A 19,974-nucleotide genomic window follows, 5' to 3' on the forward strand; every position below is an offset into this window, starting at 1 on the left:
CCTTAAGCCAAATTTATAACAGAAGCGCCAAAGCCTTCTGTGTCGGTTGTGTGTTGGAACCAGGCGAGCGTGCTGTGCAGCTGCACCACTTCTCCCACCACGATCAGGGCGGGCATTGGGGCGTCTTTCGCCAGGGTTGCAAGGTCTTGTAAGGTGCCGATGGCGACATGCTGATCGACGCGTGTCCCGCGGGAGATCACCGCTACTGGCGTCGTCGCATCGCGACCGTGCTGAATAAGCTGTTCGCTGATGTCAGCCGCTTTCATCGTGCCCATATAAATCGCCAGCGTTTGTCGGCTCTGGGCGAGATGCGACCAGTCAAACGGCGTGCTGTCGGCTTTATAGTGCCCGGTCACAAAGGTCACGCTCTGGGCGTAATCGCGATGGGTCAGCGGAATACCGGCGTAGGCCGTGACGGCAGACGCCGCCGTAATGCCGGGAACCACCTGGAACGGGACGCCCGCTTCGGCTGCCGCCTGCAACTCCTCGCCACCACGACCGAAGATAAACGGGTCGCCCCCTTTCAGGCGCACCACGGTCTTGCCCGCTTTCGCAGCGGCAATCAGCATCTGGTTGGTGTCGTGCTGGGGCACGGAGTGCTCGCCGGCACGTTTGCCGACGCAAATTTGCTCCGCGTCACGGCGGATCAGCTCGCGAATACCGTCGGTGACCAGGTGGTCATAGAACACGATATCCGCATCCTGAAGAACCTGGAGGCCACGCAGCGTGAGCAGCCCGGCATCGCCCGGCCCGGCGCCCACCAGAATGATCTCTCCGCCCGTACTGCCGGGGTTATCCAGTTCGTCTTCGAGAATTTGTTGCGCCGCCGTCTCGTTACCGGCCTGCATCAGGCTGGCAAAGCGGCCGCGAAACACACGCTCCCAGAAGCGACGGCGTTCCGTCACGCTGGTCAGACGCGTTTTCAAATGGTTGCGCCAGTAGCTGGCCTTCTCCGCCATGCGTCCGAGGCTGGTCGGCAGCAGCGCTTCGATTTTTTCTCTCAGCACGCGCGCCAGCACCGGGGCGGTGCCGCCGGAGGAGATCGCCACCAGCAGCGGCGAGCGGTCGACAATCGACGGGAAGATAAATGAACATAACGGCTGGTCGTCTACCACGTTCACCAGACGGTGACGGGCCTGAGCTGCGTCGGAGATGCGGCGGTTGAGCGCCCGATCTTCGGTTGCCGCAATCACCAGCACCACGCTGTCGATCTGAGACTCTTCAAAACCCGCCTCTGCAACGATCTGCACCTGCGCCCCGGCGCGTTGCAGGAAGGCGATTTTGCGATCGGCAATTTCACCCGTCCCGACAACCAGTACCGGTCGGTCTTTTAAGGCAGCAAAAAGGGGGAGATAGTCCACAGGCAACAACTCACTAACAACCACGAATAAAGGGACTATAGGGGGCGGCTTAGATCGAATGAAATTACGAATTGGAATGAGTAGTTACTCAATGGAATAACGCCGTGGAAAAGCAAATATCAAAAAGTGCTTAACACGCGAAATTTCGGGCATTTAGGAGCAATTCAAATTGTGTCTACCCGATCACAGTTTCATACTATGCGGGTTAAAATTTTGCTCTGTTTTTAAGGACTCACTATGTTTTCCGCAATGCGCCACCGATTCGTTGCCCTGGCGCTCGGCGTTTGCTTTATCCTTCCGGCTCAGGCAAAAAATCAATCTTACGGTGAAATAGCCAGTATGCAGGCGCGGCATATTGCGACGGTCTTTCCGGGCCGTATGACCGGAACCCCAGCCGAGATGCTCTCAGCAGACTATATCCGTCAGCAATTTGCGGATATGGGCTATGAGAGCGACATTCGCGCTTTCCACAGCCGCTACATCTATACCACACGCAATAAAACGCAGAACTGGCATAACGTAACCGGCAGCACGGTCATTGCGGCGCACGAAGGAAAGGCGGCTGAGCAGATTATTATTATGGCGCACCTTGATACCTACACGCCGTTGAGCGACGCCGATGTCGATAATAACCTCGGCGGGCTGACGCTTCAGGGACTGGATGACAATGCGGCGGGTCTGGGCGTGATGCTTGAGCTGGCCGAACGCCTGAAGAATATTCCGACGAAATACAGCATTCGCTTTGTTGCGACCAGCGGCGAAGAAGAAGGAAAACTCGGCGCTGAGAATCTCCTTAAGCGCATGAGCGCTGAGGAGAAGAAAAATACGTTGCTGGTGATTAACCTCGATAATCTGATCGTGGGGGATAAGCTCTATTTTAATAGCGGACAGAGCACACCGAGCAGCGTACGTAAACTCACCCGCGACCGCGCGCTGGCGCTTGCCCGCACGCATGGCGTCTATGCCGCGACAAATCCGGGCGGTAACCCGCAGTATCCTAAAGGCACAGGCTGCTGTAATGACGGTGAAGTGTTTGATAAAGCGGGCATTCCGGTGCTGTACGTCGAGGCGACGAACTGGGCGCTGGGCAAAAAAGATGGCTATCAGCAGCGCAGCAAATCGAAAGCCTTTCCGGACGGGACCAGCTGGCATGATGTGCGGCTGGATAATCAGCAGCACATTGATAAAGCGCTGCCGCAGCGGATTGAGCACCGCAGCCGGGATGTCGTGAAAGTGATGCTGCCGCTGGTGAAGGAACTGGCGAAAGCAGGGAAAGCCTGATGTCGTTAAGCCCGGTGGCGGCTACGCCTTACCGGGCCTACGTTTTGTGCCGTTGTAGGCCCGGTAAGCGCAGCGCCACCGGGCGAAAAAACATTACCCTTCGTGCAGCCCGCACTCGCGCTTCAGCCCAAAGAATCGCGTCTCTTCTTCCGCCATTCCCGGTTCCCATTTACGCGTGGTGTGGGTGTCGCCTACCGACAGGTAGCCTTGATCCCACAGCGGATGGTACTTCAGCCCGTGCTTTTGCAGATACTGGTACACCGTGCGGTTATCCCAGTCGATGATCGGCAGCACTTTGAACACGCCGCGCTGCACCGCCAGCACCGGCAGCGTTGCCCGGCTCCCGGACTGCTCGCGGCGCAGGCCCGCGAACCAGGTCTGAGCGTTCAACTCTTTCAGCGCCCGGTTCATCGGCTCGACCTTGTTGATCTCATTGTATTTCTCAATGCCCTCAACGCCCTGTTCCCACAGCTTGCCGTAGCGCGCCTCCTGCCAGGCCGCGCTTTCCGTCGCGCGGTAAACTTTGAGGTTCAGCTTGAGCTTGTCCGTCAGCTCGTCAATAAACTGGTAGGTCTCCGGGAACAGATAGCCGGTATCGGTGAGGATCACCGGAATGTCCGGGCGGAGCCGATTCACCAGGTGCAGGCTGACCGCCGCCTGGATGCCAAAGCTTGACGACAGCACATAGTCACCCGGCAGGTTTTCCAGCGCCCACGCCACGCGCCCTTCGGCGTCGAGTTTTTCCAGCTGGGCGTTGGTTTCTGCCAGGGCCAGAATGCGTTCGACTTTTGGCAGGTCATTAAGGGCGTTTAGATCGAGTACGGACATAAGAACCTCGTTTGCCTGTTTTGCCGGGCTGCACTGCGTTTGCCCGGCCTACAAAACCCGTAGGCCCGGTAAGCGAAGCGCCACCGGGCAAAGGATGCGTTACTCCCAGAAATCCCGGGCGGGATCGAGCACCGGGCGAATGATGCCCGCACGCACCGTAAAGTCGCCGAAGCCTTCACCCGCTTCACGCTCTTTCGCCCAGCGCCCGACAAGCTCGTCGATGGAATCAAGAATTTCCGGTTCCGTAATATTTTCACGGTACATACGCGGAATGCGCGTCCCCATACGGTTGCCGCCAAGGTGCACGTTGTAACGACCCGGCGCTTTGCCCACCAGACCCAGCTCGGCCAGCATCGCGCGACCGCAGCCGTTCGGGCAGCCGGTGACGCGCATAACAATATGCTCGTCCGGAATACCGTGTTTTTCCAGAATCGCTTCCACTTTATCAGTGAAGGACGGCAGGAAACGTTCCGCTTCGGCCATCGCCAGCGGGCAGGTCGGGAACGACACGCAGGCCATCGAGTTTTCACGCTGCGGTTTAACCGCATTCATCAATCCATGATCGCGCGCCAGCTTCTCGATCTTCGCCTTCTGGCTTTCCGGCACGCCGGCAATAATCAGGTTCTGGTTGGCGGTAATGCGGAACTCGCCTTTATGGATCTTAGCAATTTCCAGCAGACCGGTTTTCAGCGGGCGGCCCGGATAATCCAGAATACGACCGTTTTCAATAAACAGCGTCAGGTGCCATTTATTATCGATACCTTTCACCCAGCCAATGCGATCGCCGCGACCGGTGAATTCGTAAGGGCGGATCGGCTCAAACTTGATCCCCGCGCGACGCTCCACTTCTTCTTTGAACGTCTCGACGCCCACGCGCTCCAGGGTGTATTTGGTTTTCGCGTTTTTACGGTCGGTACGGTTGCCCCAGTCGCGCTGGGTAGTAACCACCGCCTCAGCCACGGCCAGCGTGTGCTCCAGCGGCAGGAAGCCGAACTCGCTCGCGGTGCGGGCGTAGGTTTTCTTGTTCCCATGCTCGATGGACAAACCGCCGCCCACCAGCAGGTTAAAGCCGACCAGCTTGCCATTTTCGGCAATCGCCACGAAGTTCATGTCGTTGGCGTGCAGGTCGATATCGTTCTGCGGCGGGATAACCACCGTGGTCTTGAATTTGCGCGGCAGGTAGGTCTGACCGAGGATCGGCTCTTCGTCCGTGGTCGCGACTTTCTCCTGATCGAGCCAGATCTCCGCATAGGCACGCGTGCGTGGCAGCAGGTGCTCGGAGATCTTCTTCGCCCACTCGTACGCTTCGGCGTGCAGCTCGGACTCATACGGGTTCGAGGTGCAAAGCACGTTACGGTTCATGTCGTTGGCGGTCGCCAGCGCGTCCAGCCCCACGGAGTGCAGCATCTGGTGCACCGGCTTGACGTTTTTCTTCAGAATGCCGTGGAACTGGAAGGTCTGACGGTTAGTCAGACGGATGCTGCCGTAAATCGTGTTTTCACCGGCAAACTTGTCGATCGCCTGCCACTGTTTGGTGGTGATGATGCCACCCGGCAGGCGGCAGCGCAGCAGCATCGCATGACGCGGCTCCAGCTTCTGTTCGGCACGTTCGGCGCGGATATCGCGGTCGTCCTGCTGGTACATACCGTGGAAACGGATCAGCAGGAAGTTGTCGCCTTTGAAACCGCCGGTCAGGCCGTCATTTAAATCTTCGGCAATGGTACCGCGCAGGTAGTTGCTCTCTACCTTCATGCGCTCGGCATCAGACAGTTTGCCTTCGACCACCAGTGGGCCAGGATGTTTTTCGCTCATTAGTAGACATCTCGCTGATAACGGCGCTCTACGCGCAGCTCACTTAAAAATTCATCCGCCGTTTCGGCATCCATACCGCCGAATTCGGCAATCACTTCCAGCAGTGCCTGCTCAACGTCTTTCGCCATGCGATTGGCGTCGCCGCAGACATAAATGTGGGCGCCGTCATTGATCCAGCGCCACAGCTCTGCGCCCTGTTCGCGCAGTTTGTCTTGTACGTATACTTTTTCTTTCTGATCGCGGGACCAGGCCAGATCGATGCGGGTCAGCACGCCCTCTTTGACGTAGCGCTGCCATTCAACCTGGTAGAGGAAATCTTCAGTAAAATGCGGGTTGCCGAAGAACAGCCAGTTTTTACCCGGCGCCTCGTCCGCTGCACGCTGCTGCATAAAGGCGCGGAACGGTGCGATGCCGGTGCCCGGGCCAATCATGATCACCGGCGTTTCCGGGTTTGCCGGCAGGCGGAAGTTGTCGTTGTGTTCGATAAAGACGCGCACCTCGCCCTCTTCTTCCACGCGGTCGGCCAGGAAGCCCGACGCCCCGCCCGCGCGCGCGCGGCCTTCGATGTCGTAACGCACCACGCCAACGGTGATGTGGACTTCGTTTTCCACTTCCGCCTGTGAAGAGGCGATGGAGTAAAGACGCGGCGTCAGCGGACGCAGCAGGCCGATCAGCGCGTCGGCATCCAGCTGTGCCGGGGAGAAACGCACCATGTCGACAATCGGCGTCGTCGCGGCGTAATGCTGTAACTTCACTTTGTCCCCCACCAGCGGCAGAAGGGACTCGCTGCGCGTTAAGGTGGCGTAGTTTTCAACGATATTGGCGGTGTTCACCGTCAGCTCGAAATGCCACTGAAGCGCCTCAGAGAGCGGTAAGGTTTTACCTTCCACCTGGACCGGCTCCGTGCCTTTCAGCCACAGCAGCTCGACCAGCTCTTTCACCAGCGCCGGATCGTTCTGATACCAGACGCCCAGCGCATCGCCAGGCTGATAACGCAGGCCGGAGTCACCGAGATCGATTTCGATATGGCGCACGTCTTTTTCCGAATCACGGCCCGTGATTTTCTGGTTTACCGACAGGCTCGCCGTCAGCGGCGCCTCTTTCGTGTAAGGGCTGGTGTGGATTTCGTTGACGGTGCCCGCTGCGGTAACGGCGGCCTGCGCTGGCGTCTCTTTCGGGACGCGGGCCTTCAGCACCTCAACGATGCGCGTCCGCCATTCGGCGGCGGCGGCCTGGTATTCGACATCAGCGTCTACGCGATCCAGCAGGCGCTCTGCACCCAGCTCCGCCAGCTTGCTGTCGAAGTCTTTACCGGACTGGCAGAAAAATTCATAGGACGTATCACCGAGGCCGAAGACGGCAAAGGCGGTGCCCTCCAGCCTGGGCGCTTTTTTCGAGAACAGGAACTTATGCAGCGCGACGGCTTCTTCCGCAGGCTCGCCTTCCCCCTGCGTTGACGCCACCACCACCAGCAGTTTTTCTGACGCGATCTGTTTGAATTTATAATCCCCGGCGTTGACCAGGTTAACGTTCAGCTTCGCGGCGAGCAGGTCATCACGCAGCGCTTCGGCCACACGACGGGCATTACCCGTTTGCGAAGCGGAGATAAGCGTGATGGCAGGAATTTCAACGGCCGTTGGCGGGACGCCAGCCATAGCACCCGGCTGCTGGTTCAGCATTCCCCAGAAATAGCCGGAGACCCAGGCGAGCTGGGTGGGTGAAAAATCGGAAGTCGCGGCCTGGAGGCGCGCCAGTTGCTCCGGGTTAAGGGGAAGCAAATTTGAAGGTGGGGCCTGTGTTGTCATGCGTCGTTATGTTCCAGTAGCAAAGCGGACTTTAAGCGAATAAATCCAAACTGAAGATAAGGTTAACGGCGGGGATAATAACAATTAAAGAAGGGATGGAAATAATAAATAACCAAATGGACTAACCTGTTTTAGTTATCGTTCTTAACGATAAAAGCGATTAAATAACTATCTGAAATAAAACAATAAAAGCCGATAAACACCATGAATACGAGGCGGTGACCGTTCAGAGCCGTTTTAGTTAATGATAAAAATTGTGCTTTCCGGTACTATGCGGCGGTTTTTTCCGCATTCCTGAGAGCTATGATGTCCACCACACTGTTTAAAGATTTCACCTTCGAAGCCGCACACCACCTTCCACACGTTCCTGCCGGGCACAAATGTGGCCGCCTGCATGGACACTCGTTTATGGTGCGTCTTGAAATCACCGGTGAAGTCGATCCCCATACGGGCTGGATCATGGACTTTGCCGAACTGAAGGCCGCGTTTAAGCCGACCTACGATCGTCTCGATCACTACTATCTGAATGATATTCCCGGCCTTGAAAACCCGACCAGCGAAGTGCTGGCGAAATGGATTTGGGATCAGATGAAACCGCTGGTGCCGCTGCTGAGCGCGGTGATGATCAAAGAGACCTGCACGGCAGGCTGCGTCTACCGCGGGGAGTGAATCTCCTCCGTTGCGGCCTCACGAGGCACGAGCGGCGTAAACTCGTAGAGCACCAGCGCATTACTCTCCAGTGATTCACTCAGTTGCCAGCCGTCATAAAGGCGTTCATCGCGTACGGAAAGCGTTGGACGCGCTTTATGCGCTATCCAGCGCCACATCTCTTCATCAGGGCCGCTTTCGCTGCCAACCCCTTCAAGTAACGGATAGAGCGCGCCGTTGTGCTGATCAAACAGATGACATTTAATTCGCCATTTACCGCGCATTCCCTTCAGGTGCAAATGATACTGCTGGCGAAAACGCTGGATGAATGCTTCTTCACTGGAAAGGAGCGGATTAAAAACCACCACATTACGCAGCAACAGCTGATAACCATTGCGATGGCGCGTAAGCAGGACACGCTTATCATTGACCAGCACCTCGCCCCGCAGACGTTGCCAGAGCCAGAGTACCCAATAAACCGGACGCGGCAGACCATGGTTATACTGTAGCGCCAGGCTTGAGGTATCGATGGTGTTGTTCGCACGAGCTTCTCCCTGAAGGCCCGAATTGAGCCAGAATCCCGCCAGCCAGACCTGCTCCGAAAGCCCGAGCAGGTTCTGCATCAGCAGCGCCCCACGAAAAAACCAGCCGTTTGTCGCCCGCGTGTTGCCGGTGAGGGTATTCCAGGAGAGAAGCCAGACGGGAAGCGAACTTTTTCGCAGGCGAAGGGCGGCGAGGATCTGGCGGACCTTCAGTATCGGATAATTTTCCGTTGAGGAGAGAGGGGTTGCCTCCAGCTGCGCGGGATCGAGAAGTTCATTAGCATCGGCCGAACAGGCAAGAAAATCGGCCTGCATCAGGATGGCTGAACTGAACAGGGTATCGTCGCTTACGCCCGCGCTGACGGGGGCAAATCGGTGCCATAAACCAAACTTTGCCTGCGGAAGATAAGTTCGTATTGCCTTTTGCTGGGCCAGCCAGACCTGCTCCCGGGTCTCCTCACTTGCCTGTGTTGACCAGTGCATGACGAAGTGCCAGCCCGCGGTGATCTCTGGCGAAAAATGATTAACCGACTGTTGTAAAAAACGGGTCAGAAGATCGCGACGGGTCGTTACGCCGGTGTGCAGTAGCACCGTCCACTGCTTTTTTGCCAGCCAGGTGAAGAGCTGATGCAGATTGTACCAGCAGGCGTAGCCCGCCATCTGGGGGTCATCCCACCCGGTGGCAAACAGACGACTGCTGAGAAAAGGTTCGGCGATATCAATTCCCTCAATGGGAATGGCCTCATTTATCGCCTCCAGATTTTGTCGAACGTCCTCACGCAGCAAATCGTCGAGCTCACGCAGGGTAATGACCACCCGCATACGGCGCAGCGAGGCAGAAAGAGGATTGAGCTGCTCAAGATCCAGGCTCTGCTCCTGCTGCGGATGAACGATGAGCGGCGAGGCTCCCCAACCGCGCGCCACCGGTTCATTGAGCAGGCTAAACAGCTTGTCCACGGCGACCGGATAGCGCTGCTCACGCCTGTCCGTCCGAATACGTGCCGCCTCCGGGTGCTGGCGCCGGGCCTTACGAAACTCACCCGGAGACATATTGTGAACACGCCTGAACCGATCGCTCATCATACGCGTGCTGGCGAAACCCTGCTCAAGCGCAATCTGGTGCAGCGGTCGGTTCGTCAGCCTGAGAGCGTCGGCCGCCTTTTCCAGCCGCAGGTGGGTGATGTACTGCATGAAACTGATCCCCACCTCCTTGCGAAAGAGACGAGAGAGCCAGGCTTCAGAGACATATTCACTCGCGGCGATTTCCGCAAGCGTAATACGGCGGGAATAACTGGCATTGATCCGCTCTATCACCCGGGCGATGCGTTTGCTGTGCGCTGATGAAAGTTCCCGGGACAGCATACGGGCGGGCTGTTGAAAGCGGCTGGTCAGCAACAGCAATATCTCGCTCAGCCAGCGGTACGCCTCCAGCCGGTAGCGGTGCGGGTCGTTGATGAGGGTGACCACAAGAAGCTGGCGCAGCAGATCGCGAAGCGCATCGCATTGGGGCCAGACGCCTCCGGCTTCTGCCGGTACAGCATAATCATGGGCAAAAAAATCATTGCAGAGCTGGACGACCCAGCGCCCGGAAAGGGTTACGCGCAGGGTGACATTTGCCGTTTCGCTCGTGAACTGCCAGCGCCGATGACGGTTGATGATAGCAAGGGTATTGGCCTCCAGGATGTCACGTCCCACATCGGTGTTCAGCTCTGCCCGCCCTTCCAGCACCCAGAGCAACGTTAGCGTATCGCCTTCATCCTCCACGCAGTGGCGAATGTCCTGAATCTCTATCCAAAACTCATCTCCCCGTTGCGCCATCTTATCCCTCACCAAAGACAAAAAATGACCTGATCTTTTTTGTCATAACTGAATTGTATGAAAAACAATCAAAATAAAGCCGTCGCTTTACAACAAAAAAATGCATTTTCAGGCGGGACGATCGTCATAGACTCGAAATTATCATCGTTTGGCAGAAAAAGGATAACAAAAATGACACATCCAATTATCGAAGCTCTGCGTGGCAACGAAGCCCGGTTCACTGAATTACGTCACTATTTTCATCAGCATCCTGAAATTGGTTTTGAGGAGCACAACACGAGCGATCGCGTTGCAGCGCTGCTTCAGGAATGGGGATATGAGGTTCATCGCGGCCTGGCGAAAACCGGTGTGGTCGGCACACTGAAGGTGGGTAACGGGCATAAACGCCTGGGCCTGCGCGCCGATATGGATGCGCTGCCAATGCAGGAAAACAACGGCAAGGCGTGGAGCAGTACCGTTGAGGGTAAATTCCACGGCTGCGGTCATGACGGCCACACCACAACGCTCCTGTATGCAGCGGAGTACCTGGCACGCACCCGCAATTTTAACGGCACGCTGCACCTTATTTTTCAGCCCGCGGAAGAACTTCTGTATGGCGGACGCGTTATGGTAGAGGACGGTTTGTTTGACCTGTTCCCCTGCGACCACATCTTTGGCCTGCACAATATGCCGTCACAGCCCCTCGGAAAAATTGGTCTGCGCGATGGCGCCATGATGGCCTCTTCCGACACCCTTCATATTGAGGTTAACGGCGTGGGTGGTCACGGCGCGGTGCCAGAACATACCGTTGACGCCACCCTGGTTGCCTGTCATATCACTATCGCGTTGCAGTCCATTGTTTCGCGCAACATTACCCCCTTCCAGCCAGCCGTCGTTACCGTAGGCAGCATTCAGGCCGGGCACGCCCCTAACATTATCAACGACAAAGTATTGATGAAACTTACCGTGCGCACGCTGGATGAAAGCGTGCGGCAAACCGTGCTACAGCGTATCCATGATATCGCCGTTGCACAGGCGGAAAGTTTCAATGCGACGGCCACCATTCGACACATTAACGGCAGCCCGGTGCTGAAAAACAATCCGCAAGCCAACGAGATGGTGCGCAGCGTCGCCACCGATCTGTTCGGTCAGGATGCCGTCGCGGAGGTCAATGCGTTTATGGGCAGCGAGGACTTTGCTTTCATGCTCGAGAAAAATCCCAATGGATGCTATTTCACGCTTGGCGCCGGGGATGAGCCTGACCGCTGCATGGTACATAACCCGGGCTACGACTTTAACGACAACATTCTCCTCACCGGCGCGGCGCTGTGGGCCGCACTGACCGAACACTATCTGCGCTGATTCGCACCTTCCCGGGAGGGCTGCACTATGAGTACCGTTTCCCTGACAGGCGCATCCGCCTACGCCGGTAACGATCGGCTGCTGGCGGGTATCGTCATGAGCGTTCTGACATTCTGGCTGTTTGCCCAGTCGGTTATCAACGTGGTTCCGGCCATGCAGAATAGCCTCGATATTGCCCTCGAAACCCTTACGCTGGCCGTCAGCCTTAGCGCGTTGTTCAGCGGCTGTTTTGTCGTCGCCTGCGGTGGGTTTGCCGATAAGTTTGGGCGCATGCGCCTGACCATGATTGGCCTGATCCTGAGCATGATCGGGAGTGGTCTGCTGTTCATTTCATGGGAGCCCGTCCTGTTTCTGTTGGGAAGAGCGATACAGGGGCTATCAGCGGCCTGCATCATGCCCGCCACGCTGGCGCTGATTAAAACCTGGTATGAAGGTAAAGCACGCCAGCGCGCAATCAGTTTCTGGGTTATCGGTTCATGGGGCGGGAGTGGCCTGAGCTCGTTTGTGGGAGGCGCCATCGCCACCACGCTGGGCTGGCGCTGGATTTTTATTCTGTCGATGGTGGTGGCTCTGGTCGCGCTATTGCTTATCCGCGCCACGCCGGAAAGCCGCAGCCCTGATGCGTGTCGACACAAACTGGATATCAGCGGCCTGGTGAGTTTTGTCCTTATGCTGGTGCTGTTCAATCTGTTTATCAGCAAAGGACACAGCTGGGGCTGGAGCAGCAGTTTATCGCTTCTTGTACTGTGTGGAGCCGTGATTGCACTGATGTGCTTTGTCGTTACCGGGCGGCGGAAAGGCGATGCGGCGCTGATCGATTTCGCCCTGTTTAAAAACCGGGCCTACAGCGCCTCGGTATTCTCAAATTTCCTGCTCAACGGCTGCATTGGCACCATGATGATCGCCAGCATCTGGTTGCAGCAAGGCCATCATCTGTCACCGCTACAGACCGGCATGATGACGCTGGGATATCTGGTTACCGTACTGGCGATGATCCGGGTGGGTGAAAAACTGCTTCAGCGCTATGGCGCCAGGCTGCCGATGATGACCGGCCCGCTGCTGACCGCAACAGGTATTTCGCTGATTTCATGCACCTTCTTAAGCAAAGAGGTCTACATTGTTACCGTTTTTCTAAGCAATATTTTATTCGGGCTGGGGCTCGGATGTTACGCCACGCCCTCAACGGACACGGCGGTAATGAATGCCCCTGAAAACAAAGTGGGGGTGGCTTCAGGGATCTATAAGATGGGCAGTTCCCTGGGCGGCGCCATGGGGATCGCGGTCACCGCATCGCTGTACGCGCTATGGCTGCCGATGGGAACGGCCAGTGCCGCGCAGTATGCCTTGCTTTTCAACAGTGCGATTTGCCTTGGGTCGGCAGTCGTGACCTGGGCTTTACTGCCAACAACAAAAGCCCCGCGTTAAGCGGGGCCACAAAAGTATCAGGCAATGTTCAGATATTTGTGCGTCTGCATCGACAGCCGCCAGTTGCGGGCGATACAGGTTTCAATGCACAGACGGGTCGCATCGTCTTTCTGGCTGATAGGCTGTAGCGCGATCACGCGCTGCTTTTCGTCCGTCAGCGTCGCCAGCAGTTCATCCAGCGCTTCGATGTCACGCACGCGCCCCACCGGATGTTTGATCTCATCAGCACGCTCAAGCGCCTGCGACAGTACGTCATACCCGCCGCGCATATTCACTTTCGGTGAAACCGTGACCCACGTTGAATGGGAGCAGCGCACTTCATGGGTGCCGCTGGTTTCGATCTGACAGCTATAGCCGTTCTTCTCGAGCAGTTCGGTGAGCGGCATCAGATCGTGAATGCAGGGTTCCCCGCCGGTGATCACCACATGCCGCGCCGTCCAGCCCTGACGACCAATAATGGCAAGCAGATCTTCCGCGCTGCCCGCGCCCCATTTATCGCTCTCTTTGGTTTTCGCCAGAATGCTGAACAGCGACACTTCCCGATCTGCGAGCTTATCCCACGTATGTTTGGTATCACACCAGGCGCAGCCAACCGGGCATCCCTGTAAACGAATAAAGATAGCGGGAACGCCGGTAAAGTAACCCTCGCCTTGCAGGGTCTGGAACATCTCGTTAATCGGGTACTGCATAGTCAACTCTGTTAAGGGGATAAACGATAAGTATCGCAGATCCCCGTCAGATGATCATGCTCCATCGGTGCTTTGCGCGCCAATTGCCGCCATAAACCGTTCCGTAATTTGCTGTGGTCGGGTGATCGCCCCGCCGACGACAACCGTGTGCGCCCCCAGCGCCAGACACCTGGCCGCGCGTTCAGGCGTATCCACGTTACCTTCAGCAATCACGGGGATCGTGACGGCAGACAGCACCTCTTTCAAAAACGCGCAGTCATTTTCCGGTAGCGAATGGCCCGCAGTCTCCGCCGTATAACCGTAAAGGGTGGTTCCGACGCAATCAAACCCCAGCGCCTGCGCGGCCACGGCCTCCTGCACGGTGGCAATATCCGCCATCAGCAGCAGCGAAGGGTAACGGGTGCGGATCTGCGCGATCAGCATGTCCAGCGATCCGCCACCGGGCCGTTTCCGGGCGGTCGCATCCAGCGCAACGATCTCCGGGCCGACCGCCATCAACTCATCCACTTCTTTGAGCGTTGCGGTGATGAACACCTCGCTGTCCGGATAGTCTCGTTTGATGATGCCGATTACCGGCAGTGAGACCAGCCCTTTGATAGCCTCAATATCCACCACGCTATTGGCGCGGATCGCAGCGGCACCGCCCTGGGCCGCCGCCAGCGCCATTCGCGACATAATAAACGGGCTGTGCAGCGGTTCGTTTTCCAGCGCCTGGCAGGAGACGACCAGTTTTCCTTTCAGGTTATCCAGTACAGTTTTCATTACGATAAGATCTCTTCTACTTCGTTTTTGATAATGGTGACGTGCGGGCCATAGATGACCTGGACACCGTTGCCGCGGACGATTACGCCGCGGGCGCCGGTCGCTTTCAGTGCAGATTCATTTACTTTGCTACCGTCTTTCACCGTGACGCGAAGGCGCGTGGCGCAGCAGTCAACGTCATCCAGATTGTCTTTTCCTCCCAGCCCGGCGATCACCGCCGCGGCGCGCTCGCTTTGCGGCAGGGTAGCCTCGTCAGCCAACGCCTCCTTTTCACGGCCCGGCGTGGCAAAATCAAAACGTTTGATCAGATAGCGGAAGGTACAGTAGTAAAGGAAGAACCACGGTACGCCCACCAGCGGGACGAACATCCAGTTAGTTTTCGCTTCCCCCTGCAAAATGCCGAACAGCACGAAATCAATAAACCCGCCGGAGAATGTTTGTCCGATGGTGATGTGCAGCATGTGCGCGAGCATGAACGCCAGCCCGTCAAACAGCGCATGAATGACGTACAGCACCGGGGCAATAAACAGGAATGAGAACTCTATGGGCTCGGTAATTCCCGTCAGGAATGAGGTTAACGCCGCAGAGAGCAGCAGCCCGGCAACCCGCTTTTTGTTCTCCGGCCTGGCCGTGTGGTACATCGCAAGGCAGGCGCCGAGCAGACCAAACATCATGGTAATAAAGCGCCCGGACATGAAGCGCGACGTGCCCTCATAGAAATGCTGCGTGTTCGGGTCGGCGAGCTGGGCGAAGAAGATCCGCTGCGTGCCCTCAACCAGGTGACCGTTAACAATTTCACTGCCGCCAAGCGCGGTGGTCCAGAACGGAAGATAGAAGATGTGGTGCAAACCAAACGGGCCAAGCATGCGCAGGATGAAGCCGTACAGCAAAGTCCCCAGATAGCCGGTGGCATCCACCAGCCCGCCGAGGCCAAAGATCAGCTTCTGAAAATGCGGCCAGACCACGGTCATCAGCGCGCCGACGAGTATCGCCGCCAGTGAGCTGATAATGGGAACGAAGCGTGAGCCGCCAAAAAAGCCCAGGAATTGCGGAAGCGCGATTTTATTAAATCGATGATGCAGTGCGCAGGTCACCAGCCCAATAACTACCCCACCAAACACGCCCGTTTCAAGCGTCTGAATACCCAGCGTCATGCCCTGCCCTACGGCGCCCGGGTTCTCATGCGCCAGTTTTCCGGTCAGGATCAGCAGCGCATTGATAGTGGCATTCATCACCAGATAAGCGAGCAACGCCGCCAGCCCTGCCGTGCCTTTATCATTTTTCGCCAGCCCAACGGCGACCCCAACAGCAAACAGTACCGACAGGTTTGCAAACACAATCGAGCCTGCGCTGCTCATGATGGTAAAGATGGCCTGTAGCCAGCCAACGTCTAAAAATGGATACGCAGTAAGCGTATTTGGATTCGATAGCGCCCCGCCGATCCCCAGCAACAGACCTGCTGCGGGCAGTATGGCGATGGGTAACATAAAGGATTTGCCGAAGCGCTGCGCTTTTTCAAACCATCCGCCGGAAGACGCTCCGCTGAACATTTGCATCATTTTTTTATCCCCCTGGTTATTGATGAAAATTTTTACCACATATATTTTTAATTGTGAAAATTACCACCAAAAACCAGGACACCGATCATACTTTTTCGAAATGACTGGCATCTTTCCCCCGCTTTCCGCCACACTAGTTGGCAGAGAAACGCATTAAGGATCTAGCATGTCGGACCATGAAAACCTGCTGCTGAAGCTACGCCAGGAGGCTTCCGGGTACAGCCCAACGCAACAAAAACTGGGGGAGTTTGTCCTCAACGATCCTGCCAGGGTGCTCTACCTGACGATCACCGAGCTGGCGCGTGAAAGCGGCACCAGCGAGGCCAGCGTCACACGCCTTTGCCGCACGCTGGGCTGTAAGGGATATAACGAATTTAAAATGGCGCTTGCGCTGGATATTCAGCAGGGTTTGCCGGAGCGTCAGGCAGGAGATGCAATAGATAACGTGGTGGATGAGTCTGTCCAGGCGCTGCAAGATACCGCAAAACTCCTTGACCGGGCCCAGCTTGAACAGGCGACACTGGCCCTGCATCAGGCGCAGTCAGTGCAAATTTACGGAGTGGCGGCCAGCGCGATTCTGGGGGAGTATTTGCATTACAAGCTGCTGCGACTCGGCAAACCTGCACAGCTGTTTAGCGATATGCATCGCGCCGCCATGAACGCGACGACGCTCTCGAAAGAGACGCTGGTGGTGGCCATCTCAAGTTCCGGCTCTACACGGGATCTGCTTCACGTGGTGAAACTCGCCCGCAAGCGCGGCGTTAAGGTACTGGCGCTCAGCAATACGCCCCGCAGCCCGCTGGCCTCCCTGAGCGATTTACAGCTGGTTGCAGCCAAACCCGAGGGACCGCTGAGCGCGGGTGCGCTCAACGCCAAGGTTGGCGTGATGCTACTGGTTGAACTGCTAACCACGTCCCTTATTGCAGTAGACAGCCATTACGGTGACGTTAGCCAGCAAACGGCAAGCGCCACGTTGCCGCTTCTGCTATAGTAAACAAAAAACCCGCCGAAGCGGGTTTTTTCATAAGAACGAAGGTTCAGGCTTATGCCTGGCCTTTGATCTCTTTACGACCGTTGTAAGGTGCTTTTTCGCCCAGCGCTTCTTCGATACGAATCAGCTGGTTGTATTTAGCAACACGGTCAGAACGGCTCATAGAACCGGTTTTGATCTGGCCAGCAGCGGTACCAACAGCCAGGTCAGCGATGGTAGCATCTTCAGTTTCGCCAGAACGGTGAGAGATAACCGCGGTGTAGCCAGCGTCTTTCGCCATTTTGATCGCAGCCAGCGTTTCGGTCAGAGAACCGATCTGGTTGAATTTGATCAGGATGGAGTTAACGATGCCTTTCTCGATGCCTTCTTTCAGGATCTTGGTGTTGGTTACGAACAGATCGTCACCAACCAGCTGGATTTTGTCGCCCAGTACTTTGGTCTGGTATGCGAAACCATCCCAGTCAGACTCGTCCAGACCGTCTTCGATAGAAACGATTGGGTACTGTTTGGTCAGGTCTTCCAGGAAGTGGGTGAATTCTTCAGAGGTGAACGCTTTGTTGCCTTCGCCGGCCAGAACGTATTTACCGTCTTTGTAGAATTCAGATGCTGCGCAGTCCATCGCCAGGGTGATGTCTTTGCCCAGCTCGTAGCCTGCTGCTTTAACTGCTTCAGCGATAACAGCCAGTGCTTCTGCGTTAGAACCCAGGTTTGGCGCGTAGCCGCCTTCGTCACCAACAGCCGTGTTCATGCCTTTAGCTTTCAGAACTTTAGCCAGGTTGTGGAACACTTCAGAACCCATACGTACCGCTTCTTTCAGGGTTTTCGCGCCAACTGGCTGAATCATGAATTCCTGAATATCAACGTTGTTGTCTGCGTGCTCACCACCGTTGATGATGTTCATCATTGGTACAGGCATGGAGTATTTGCCTGGGGTGCCGTTCAGTTCAGCGATGTGCTCGAACAGTGGCATGCCTTTAGCTGCCGCTGCCGCTTTGGCGTTCGCCAGGGAAACGGCCAGGATTGCGTTCGCACCGAAGTTAGATTTGTTTTCAGTACCGTCCAGATCGATCATGATCTTGTCGATGCCAGCCTGATCTTTAGCATCTTTGCCAACGATAGCCTGAGCAATAGGACCGTTAACAGCGCCAACCGCTTTCAGTACGCCTTTGCCCATGAAACGGGATTTGTCGCCATCACGCAGTTCCAGCGCTTCGCGGGAACCTGTAGAAGCACCTGATGGAGCCGCTGCCATACCGACGAAACCACCTTCCAGATGAACTTCAGCTTCAACGGTCGGGTTACCACGGGAGTCGATGATTTCACGACCGATGACTTTAACGATTTTGGACATTAGATTTTCCTCAGTACAAGTTAAACTAAAACTCCAGACAAACAACGCGTACCAAAGGTACGCGTTGCCGTTCTAACTTTTTTTACTTCGCCTGACGCTTCTGGTACTCGCTGGCGGCTTTCACGAAGCCTGCAAACAGCGGATGCCCGTCACGCGGCGTTGAAGTAAATTCCGGGTGGAATTGGCAGGCCACGAACCACGGATGGTTAGGCACTTCGATGATCTCGACTAACTGATCATCCCCGGAACGGCCCGCAACACGCAGACCCGCAGCTTCAATTTGTTTCAACAACATGTTGTTGACTTCATAGCGGTGACGATGGCGCTCGGTGATGACCGGCTCGCCGTACAGCTTGCGTACCACGCTATCGTCGGACAGCTGGCAGGCCTGTGCGCCAAGACGCATGGTGCCACCCAGATCGCTCTTCTCGGTACGGACTTCGACGTTACCGTCTTCGTCGCGCCATTCCGTAATCAGCGCCACAACAGGGTACTTACAGTCTGGCACAAATTCCGTAGAGTTCGCGTTTTCCATTCCCGCTACGTTGCGCGCAAATTCAATCAGCGCAACCTGCATACCCAGGCAGATACCGAGGTATGGAATATTGTTTTCACGCGCATAGCGTGCAGTGGCGATCTTGCCTTCAACACCACGGTAGCCGAAGCCGCCAGGGATGAGGATAGCATCCAGATCTTTAAGAATTTCAACGCCGCGCGTCTCTACATCCTGTGAATCAATCAGCTTGATGTTCACAGAGACGCGATTCTTCAGACCACCGTGTTTCAGCGCTTCGATAACTGACTTGTAGGCATCCGGCAGTTCGATGTACTTGCCGACCATACCGATAGTCACTTCGCCGCCCGGATTGGCTTCTTCGTAAATCACCTGCTCCCATTCAGACAGGTTAGCTTCCGGACAGTTCAAGCTGAATCGTTTACAAATATAATCGTCCAGACCCTGTGATTTCAACAGGCCCGGGATTTTATAAATGGAATCGACATCTTTCATTGAAATAACGGCTTTTTCAGGCACGTTACAGAACAATGCAATTTTCGCGCGTTCGTTCGCCGGAATCGCGCGATCGGAACGGCAAACCAGGATGTCAGGCTGAATACCGATGGAGAGCAACTCTTTAACAGAGTGCTGAGTCGGTTTGGTTTTCACTTCACCTGCTGCTGCCATGTAAGGCACCAGCGTCAGGTGCATGAACAGCGCGTGCTCACGACCAATATCTACCGCCAGCTGACGAATCGCTTCGAGGAACGGCAGGGATTCGATATCCCCTACGGTACCGCCGATTTCAACCAGCACAACGTCATGCCCTTCGCCACCGGCAAGGACACGTTCTTTGATGGCGTTAGTGATGTGTGGGATGACCTGCACGGTCGCGCCCAGGTAGTCACCACGGCGCTCTTTACGCAGAACGTCAGAGTAGATACGGCCAGTCGTAAAGTTGTTACGACGGGTCATTTTGGTACGGATGAAACGCTCGTAGTGGCCAAGATCCAGATCGGTTTCAGCGCCGTCTTCAGTAACGAACACTTCCCCGTGTTGGGTTGGGCTCATGGTGCCAGGATCGACGTTGATGTACGGATCCAGTTTCATCATGGTCACATTGAGGCCACGGGCTTCAAGAATGGCTGCGAGGGAGGCTGCGGCAATGCCTTTACCCAGAGAGGATACGACCCCGCCGGTCACAAAAATATAGTTCGTTGTCATGCTGAACCTGAGAAGTTAGGGTGAAACGATGGAATAACCAG

The 19,974-nt window shown here is 56.1% G+C and carries 15 protein-coding genes; 5 read left to right on the forward strand and 10 right to left on the reverse strand.

Annotated features, from left to right (window positions below; genetic code table 11):
* Nucleotides 1–2: 2 nt before the first annotated feature.
* On the reverse strand, nucleotides 3–1,361 hold the full coding sequence (cysG, locus tag L463_RS01620) for a siroheme synthase CysG (RefSeq protein WP_032102898.1): 1,359 nt from the start codon (nucleotides 1,359–1,361) through the stop codon (nucleotides 3–5).
* 237 nt (nucleotides 1,362–1,598) lie between these two features.
* Between cysG and L463_RS01615 the strand changes: the two genes are divergently transcribed.
* Nucleotides 1,599–2,642 carry an aminopeptidase gene (locus tag L463_RS01615; RefSeq protein WP_015571715.1) on the forward strand — a complete coding sequence of 348 codons (1,044 nt, stop codon included), beginning with the start codon at nucleotides 1,599–1,601 and terminating at the stop codon, nucleotides 2,640–2,642.
* 93 nt (nucleotides 2,643–2,735) lie between these two features.
* Here the strand turns inward: L463_RS01615 and cysH are convergent, their stop codons facing one another.
* The 3 genes from cysH to cysJ form a co-directional block, all read right to left on the reverse strand.
* On the reverse strand, nucleotides 2,736–3,470 hold the full coding sequence (cysH, locus tag L463_RS01610; protein WP_015571716.1) for a phosphoadenosine phosphosulfate reductase: 735 nt from the start codon (nucleotides 3,468–3,470) through the stop codon (nucleotides 2,736–2,738).
* A 99-nt stretch (nucleotides 3,471–3,569) separates the two neighbouring features.
* Nucleotides 3,570–5,282: an assimilatory sulfite reductase (NADPH) hemoprotein subunit gene (gene cysI / locus L463_RS01605; protein WP_015571717.1), complete on the reverse strand. Its 1,713-nt coding sequence runs from the start codon at nucleotides 5,280–5,282 to the stop codon at nucleotides 3,570–3,572.
* Nucleotides 5,282–7,087: an NADPH-dependent assimilatory sulfite reductase flavoprotein subunit gene (cysJ, locus tag L463_RS01600; RefSeq protein WP_032102899.1), complete on the reverse strand. Its 1,806-nt coding sequence runs from the start codon at nucleotides 7,085–7,087 to the stop codon at nucleotides 5,282–5,284. Before cysJ ends, cysI begins: the two co-directional genes overlap by 1 nt.
* A gap of 303 nt (nucleotides 7,088–7,390) precedes the next feature.
* On the opposite strand from cysJ, the gene queD reads away from it, so the two are divergent.
* Nucleotides 7,391–7,756 carry a 6-carboxytetrahydropterin synthase QueD gene (queD, locus tag L463_RS01595; protein ID WP_006811776.1) on the forward strand — a complete coding sequence of 122 codons (366 nt, stop codon included), beginning with the start codon at nucleotides 7,391–7,393 and terminating at the stop codon, nucleotides 7,754–7,756.
* Here queD and L463_RS01590 read toward each other — a convergent pair.
* The gene (locus L463_RS01590) at nucleotides 7,741–10,095 is read right to left on the reverse strand and encodes a helix-turn-helix domain-containing protein (protein WP_032102900.1); all 2,355 of its coding nucleotides are present in this window, start codon (nucleotides 10,093–10,095) and stop codon (nucleotides 7,741–7,743) included. The two genes, queD and L463_RS01590, sit on opposite strands and share 16 nt — an antisense overlap.
* 171 nt (nucleotides 10,096–10,266) lie before the next feature.
* On the opposite strand from L463_RS01590, the gene L463_RS01585 reads away from it, so the two are divergent.
* Both L463_RS01585 and L463_RS01580 read left to right on the forward strand, forming a co-directional pair.
* Nucleotides 10,267–11,436 (forward strand): M20 aminoacylase family protein, encoded by a 1,170-nt coding sequence (locus tag L463_RS01585; protein WP_023304334.1) that lies wholly within the window; start codon nucleotides 10,267–10,269, stop codon nucleotides 11,434–11,436.
* Between the two features lie 27 nt (nucleotides 11,437–11,463).
* Nucleotides 11,464–12,861 (forward strand): MFS transporter, encoded by a 1,398-nt coding sequence (locus L463_RS01580; protein WP_032102901.1) that lies wholly within the window; start codon nucleotides 11,464–11,466, stop codon nucleotides 12,859–12,861.
* Nucleotides 12,862–12,878: 17 nt separating this feature from the next.
* On the opposite strand, the gene queE is transcribed toward L463_RS01580, so the two are convergent.
* The 3 genes from queE to L463_RS01565 are packed head-to-tail and all read right to left on the reverse strand — an operon-like array spanning nucleotide 12,879 to nucleotide 15,871.
* Nucleotides 12,879–13,550 (reverse strand): 7-carboxy-7-deazaguanine synthase QueE, encoded by a 672-nt coding sequence (gene queE, locus L463_RS01575; RefSeq protein WP_006811780.1) that lies wholly within the window; start codon nucleotides 13,548–13,550, stop codon nucleotides 12,879–12,881.
* A 54-nt stretch (nucleotides 13,551–13,604) separates the two neighbouring features.
* Nucleotides 13,605–14,312 carry an N-acetylmannosamine-6-phosphate 2-epimerase gene (locus L463_RS01570; protein WP_017692753.1) on the reverse strand — a complete coding sequence of 236 codons (708 nt, stop codon included), beginning with the start codon at nucleotides 14,310–14,312 and terminating at the stop codon, nucleotides 13,605–13,607.
* Nucleotides 14,312–15,871 (reverse strand): maltose/glucose-specific PTS transporter subunit IIC, encoded by a 1,560-nt coding sequence (locus L463_RS01565; protein ID WP_017382825.1) that lies wholly within the window; start codon nucleotides 15,869–15,871, stop codon nucleotides 14,312–14,314. Before L463_RS01565 ends, L463_RS01570 begins: the two co-directional genes overlap by 1 nt.
* A 166-nt stretch (nucleotides 15,872–16,037) precedes the next feature.
* On the opposite strand from L463_RS01565, the gene L463_RS01560 reads away from it, so the two are divergent.
* A complete protein-coding gene (locus tag L463_RS01560) occupies nucleotides 16,038–16,862 on the forward strand; it encodes a MurR/RpiR family transcriptional regulator (protein WP_015571725.1) in 825 nt (274 codons plus the stop codon).
* A gap of 52 nt (nucleotides 16,863–16,914) precedes the next feature.
* Here L463_RS01560 and eno read toward each other — a convergent pair whose 3' ends face one another.
* Both eno and pyrG read right to left on the reverse strand, forming a co-directional pair.
* Entirely contained in the window at nucleotides 16,915–18,213 is a 1,299-nt protein-coding gene (gene eno, locus L463_RS01555; RefSeq protein ID WP_006811784.1) for a phosphopyruvate hydratase, read from the reverse strand.
* A gap of 82 nt (nucleotides 18,214–18,295) precedes the next feature.
* A complete protein-coding gene (gene pyrG, locus L463_RS01550) occupies nucleotides 18,296–19,933 on the reverse strand; it encodes a glutamine hydrolyzing CTP synthase (RefSeq protein ID WP_003862718.1) in 1,638 nt (545 codons plus the stop codon).
* Nucleotides 19,934–19,974 lie beyond the last annotated feature (41 nt).

The organism is Enterobacter sp. BIDMC 27 (genome assembly GCF_000534415.1).
GTDB lineage: Bacteria > Pseudomonadota > Gammaproteobacteria > Enterobacterales > Enterobacteriaceae > Enterobacter > Enterobacter hormaechei_C.

What these genes read in the sequence shown, in the direction of transcription:
- L463_RS01615 (WP_015571715.1), top strand. Translation starts at nt 1,599, where the DNA reads ATGTTTTCCGCAATGCGCCACCGATTCGTTGCCCTGGCGCTCGGCGTT.
- cysH (WP_015571716.1), bottom strand. Translation starts at nt 3,470, where the DNA reads ATGTCCGTACTCGATCTAAACGCCCTTAATGACCTGCCAAAAGTCGAA.
- cysI (WP_015571717.1), bottom strand. Translation starts at nt 5,282, where the DNA reads ATGAGCGAAAAACATCCTGGCCCACTGGTGGTCGAAGGCAAACTGTCT.
- cysJ (WP_032102899.1), bottom strand. Translation starts at nt 7,087, where the DNA reads ATGACAACACAGGCCCCACCTTCAAATTTGCTTCCCCTTAACCCGGAG.
- queD (WP_006811776.1), top strand. Translation starts at nt 7,391, where the DNA reads ATGATGTCCACCACACTGTTTAAAGATTTCACCTTCGAAGCCGCACAC.
- L463_RS01590 (WP_032102900.1), bottom strand. Translation starts at nt 10,095, where the DNA reads ATGGCGCAACGGGGAGATGAGTTTTGGATAGAGATTCAGGACATTCGC.
- L463_RS01585 (WP_023304334.1), top strand. Translation starts at nt 10,267, where the DNA reads ATGACACATCCAATTATCGAAGCTCTGCGTGGCAACGAAGCCCGGTTC.
- L463_RS01580 (WP_032102901.1), top strand. Translation starts at nt 11,464, where the DNA reads ATGAGTACCGTTTCCCTGACAGGCGCATCCGCCTACGCCGGTAACGAT.
- queE (WP_006811780.1), bottom strand. Translation starts at nt 13,550, where the DNA reads ATGCAGTACCCGATTAACGAGATGTTCCAGACCCTGCAAGGCGAGGGT.
- L463_RS01570 (WP_017692753.1), bottom strand. Translation starts at nt 14,312, where the DNA reads ATGAAAACTGTACTGGATAACCTGAAAGGAAAACTGGTCGTCTCCTGC.
- L463_RS01565 (WP_017382825.1), bottom strand. Translation starts at nt 15,871, where the DNA reads ATGATGCAAATGTTCAGCGGAGCGTCTTCCGGCGGATGGTTTGAAAAA.
- L463_RS01560 (WP_015571725.1), top strand. Translation starts at nt 16,038, where the DNA reads ATGTCGGACCATGAAAACCTGCTGCTGAAGCTACGCCAGGAGGCTTCC.
- eno (WP_006811784.1), bottom strand. Translation starts at nt 18,213, where the DNA reads ATGTCCAAAATCGTTAAAGTCATCGGTCGTGAAATCATCGACTCCCGT.
- pyrG (WP_003862718.1), bottom strand. Translation starts at nt 19,933, where the DNA reads ATGACAACGAACTATATTTTTGTGACCGGCGGGGTCGTATCCTCTCTG.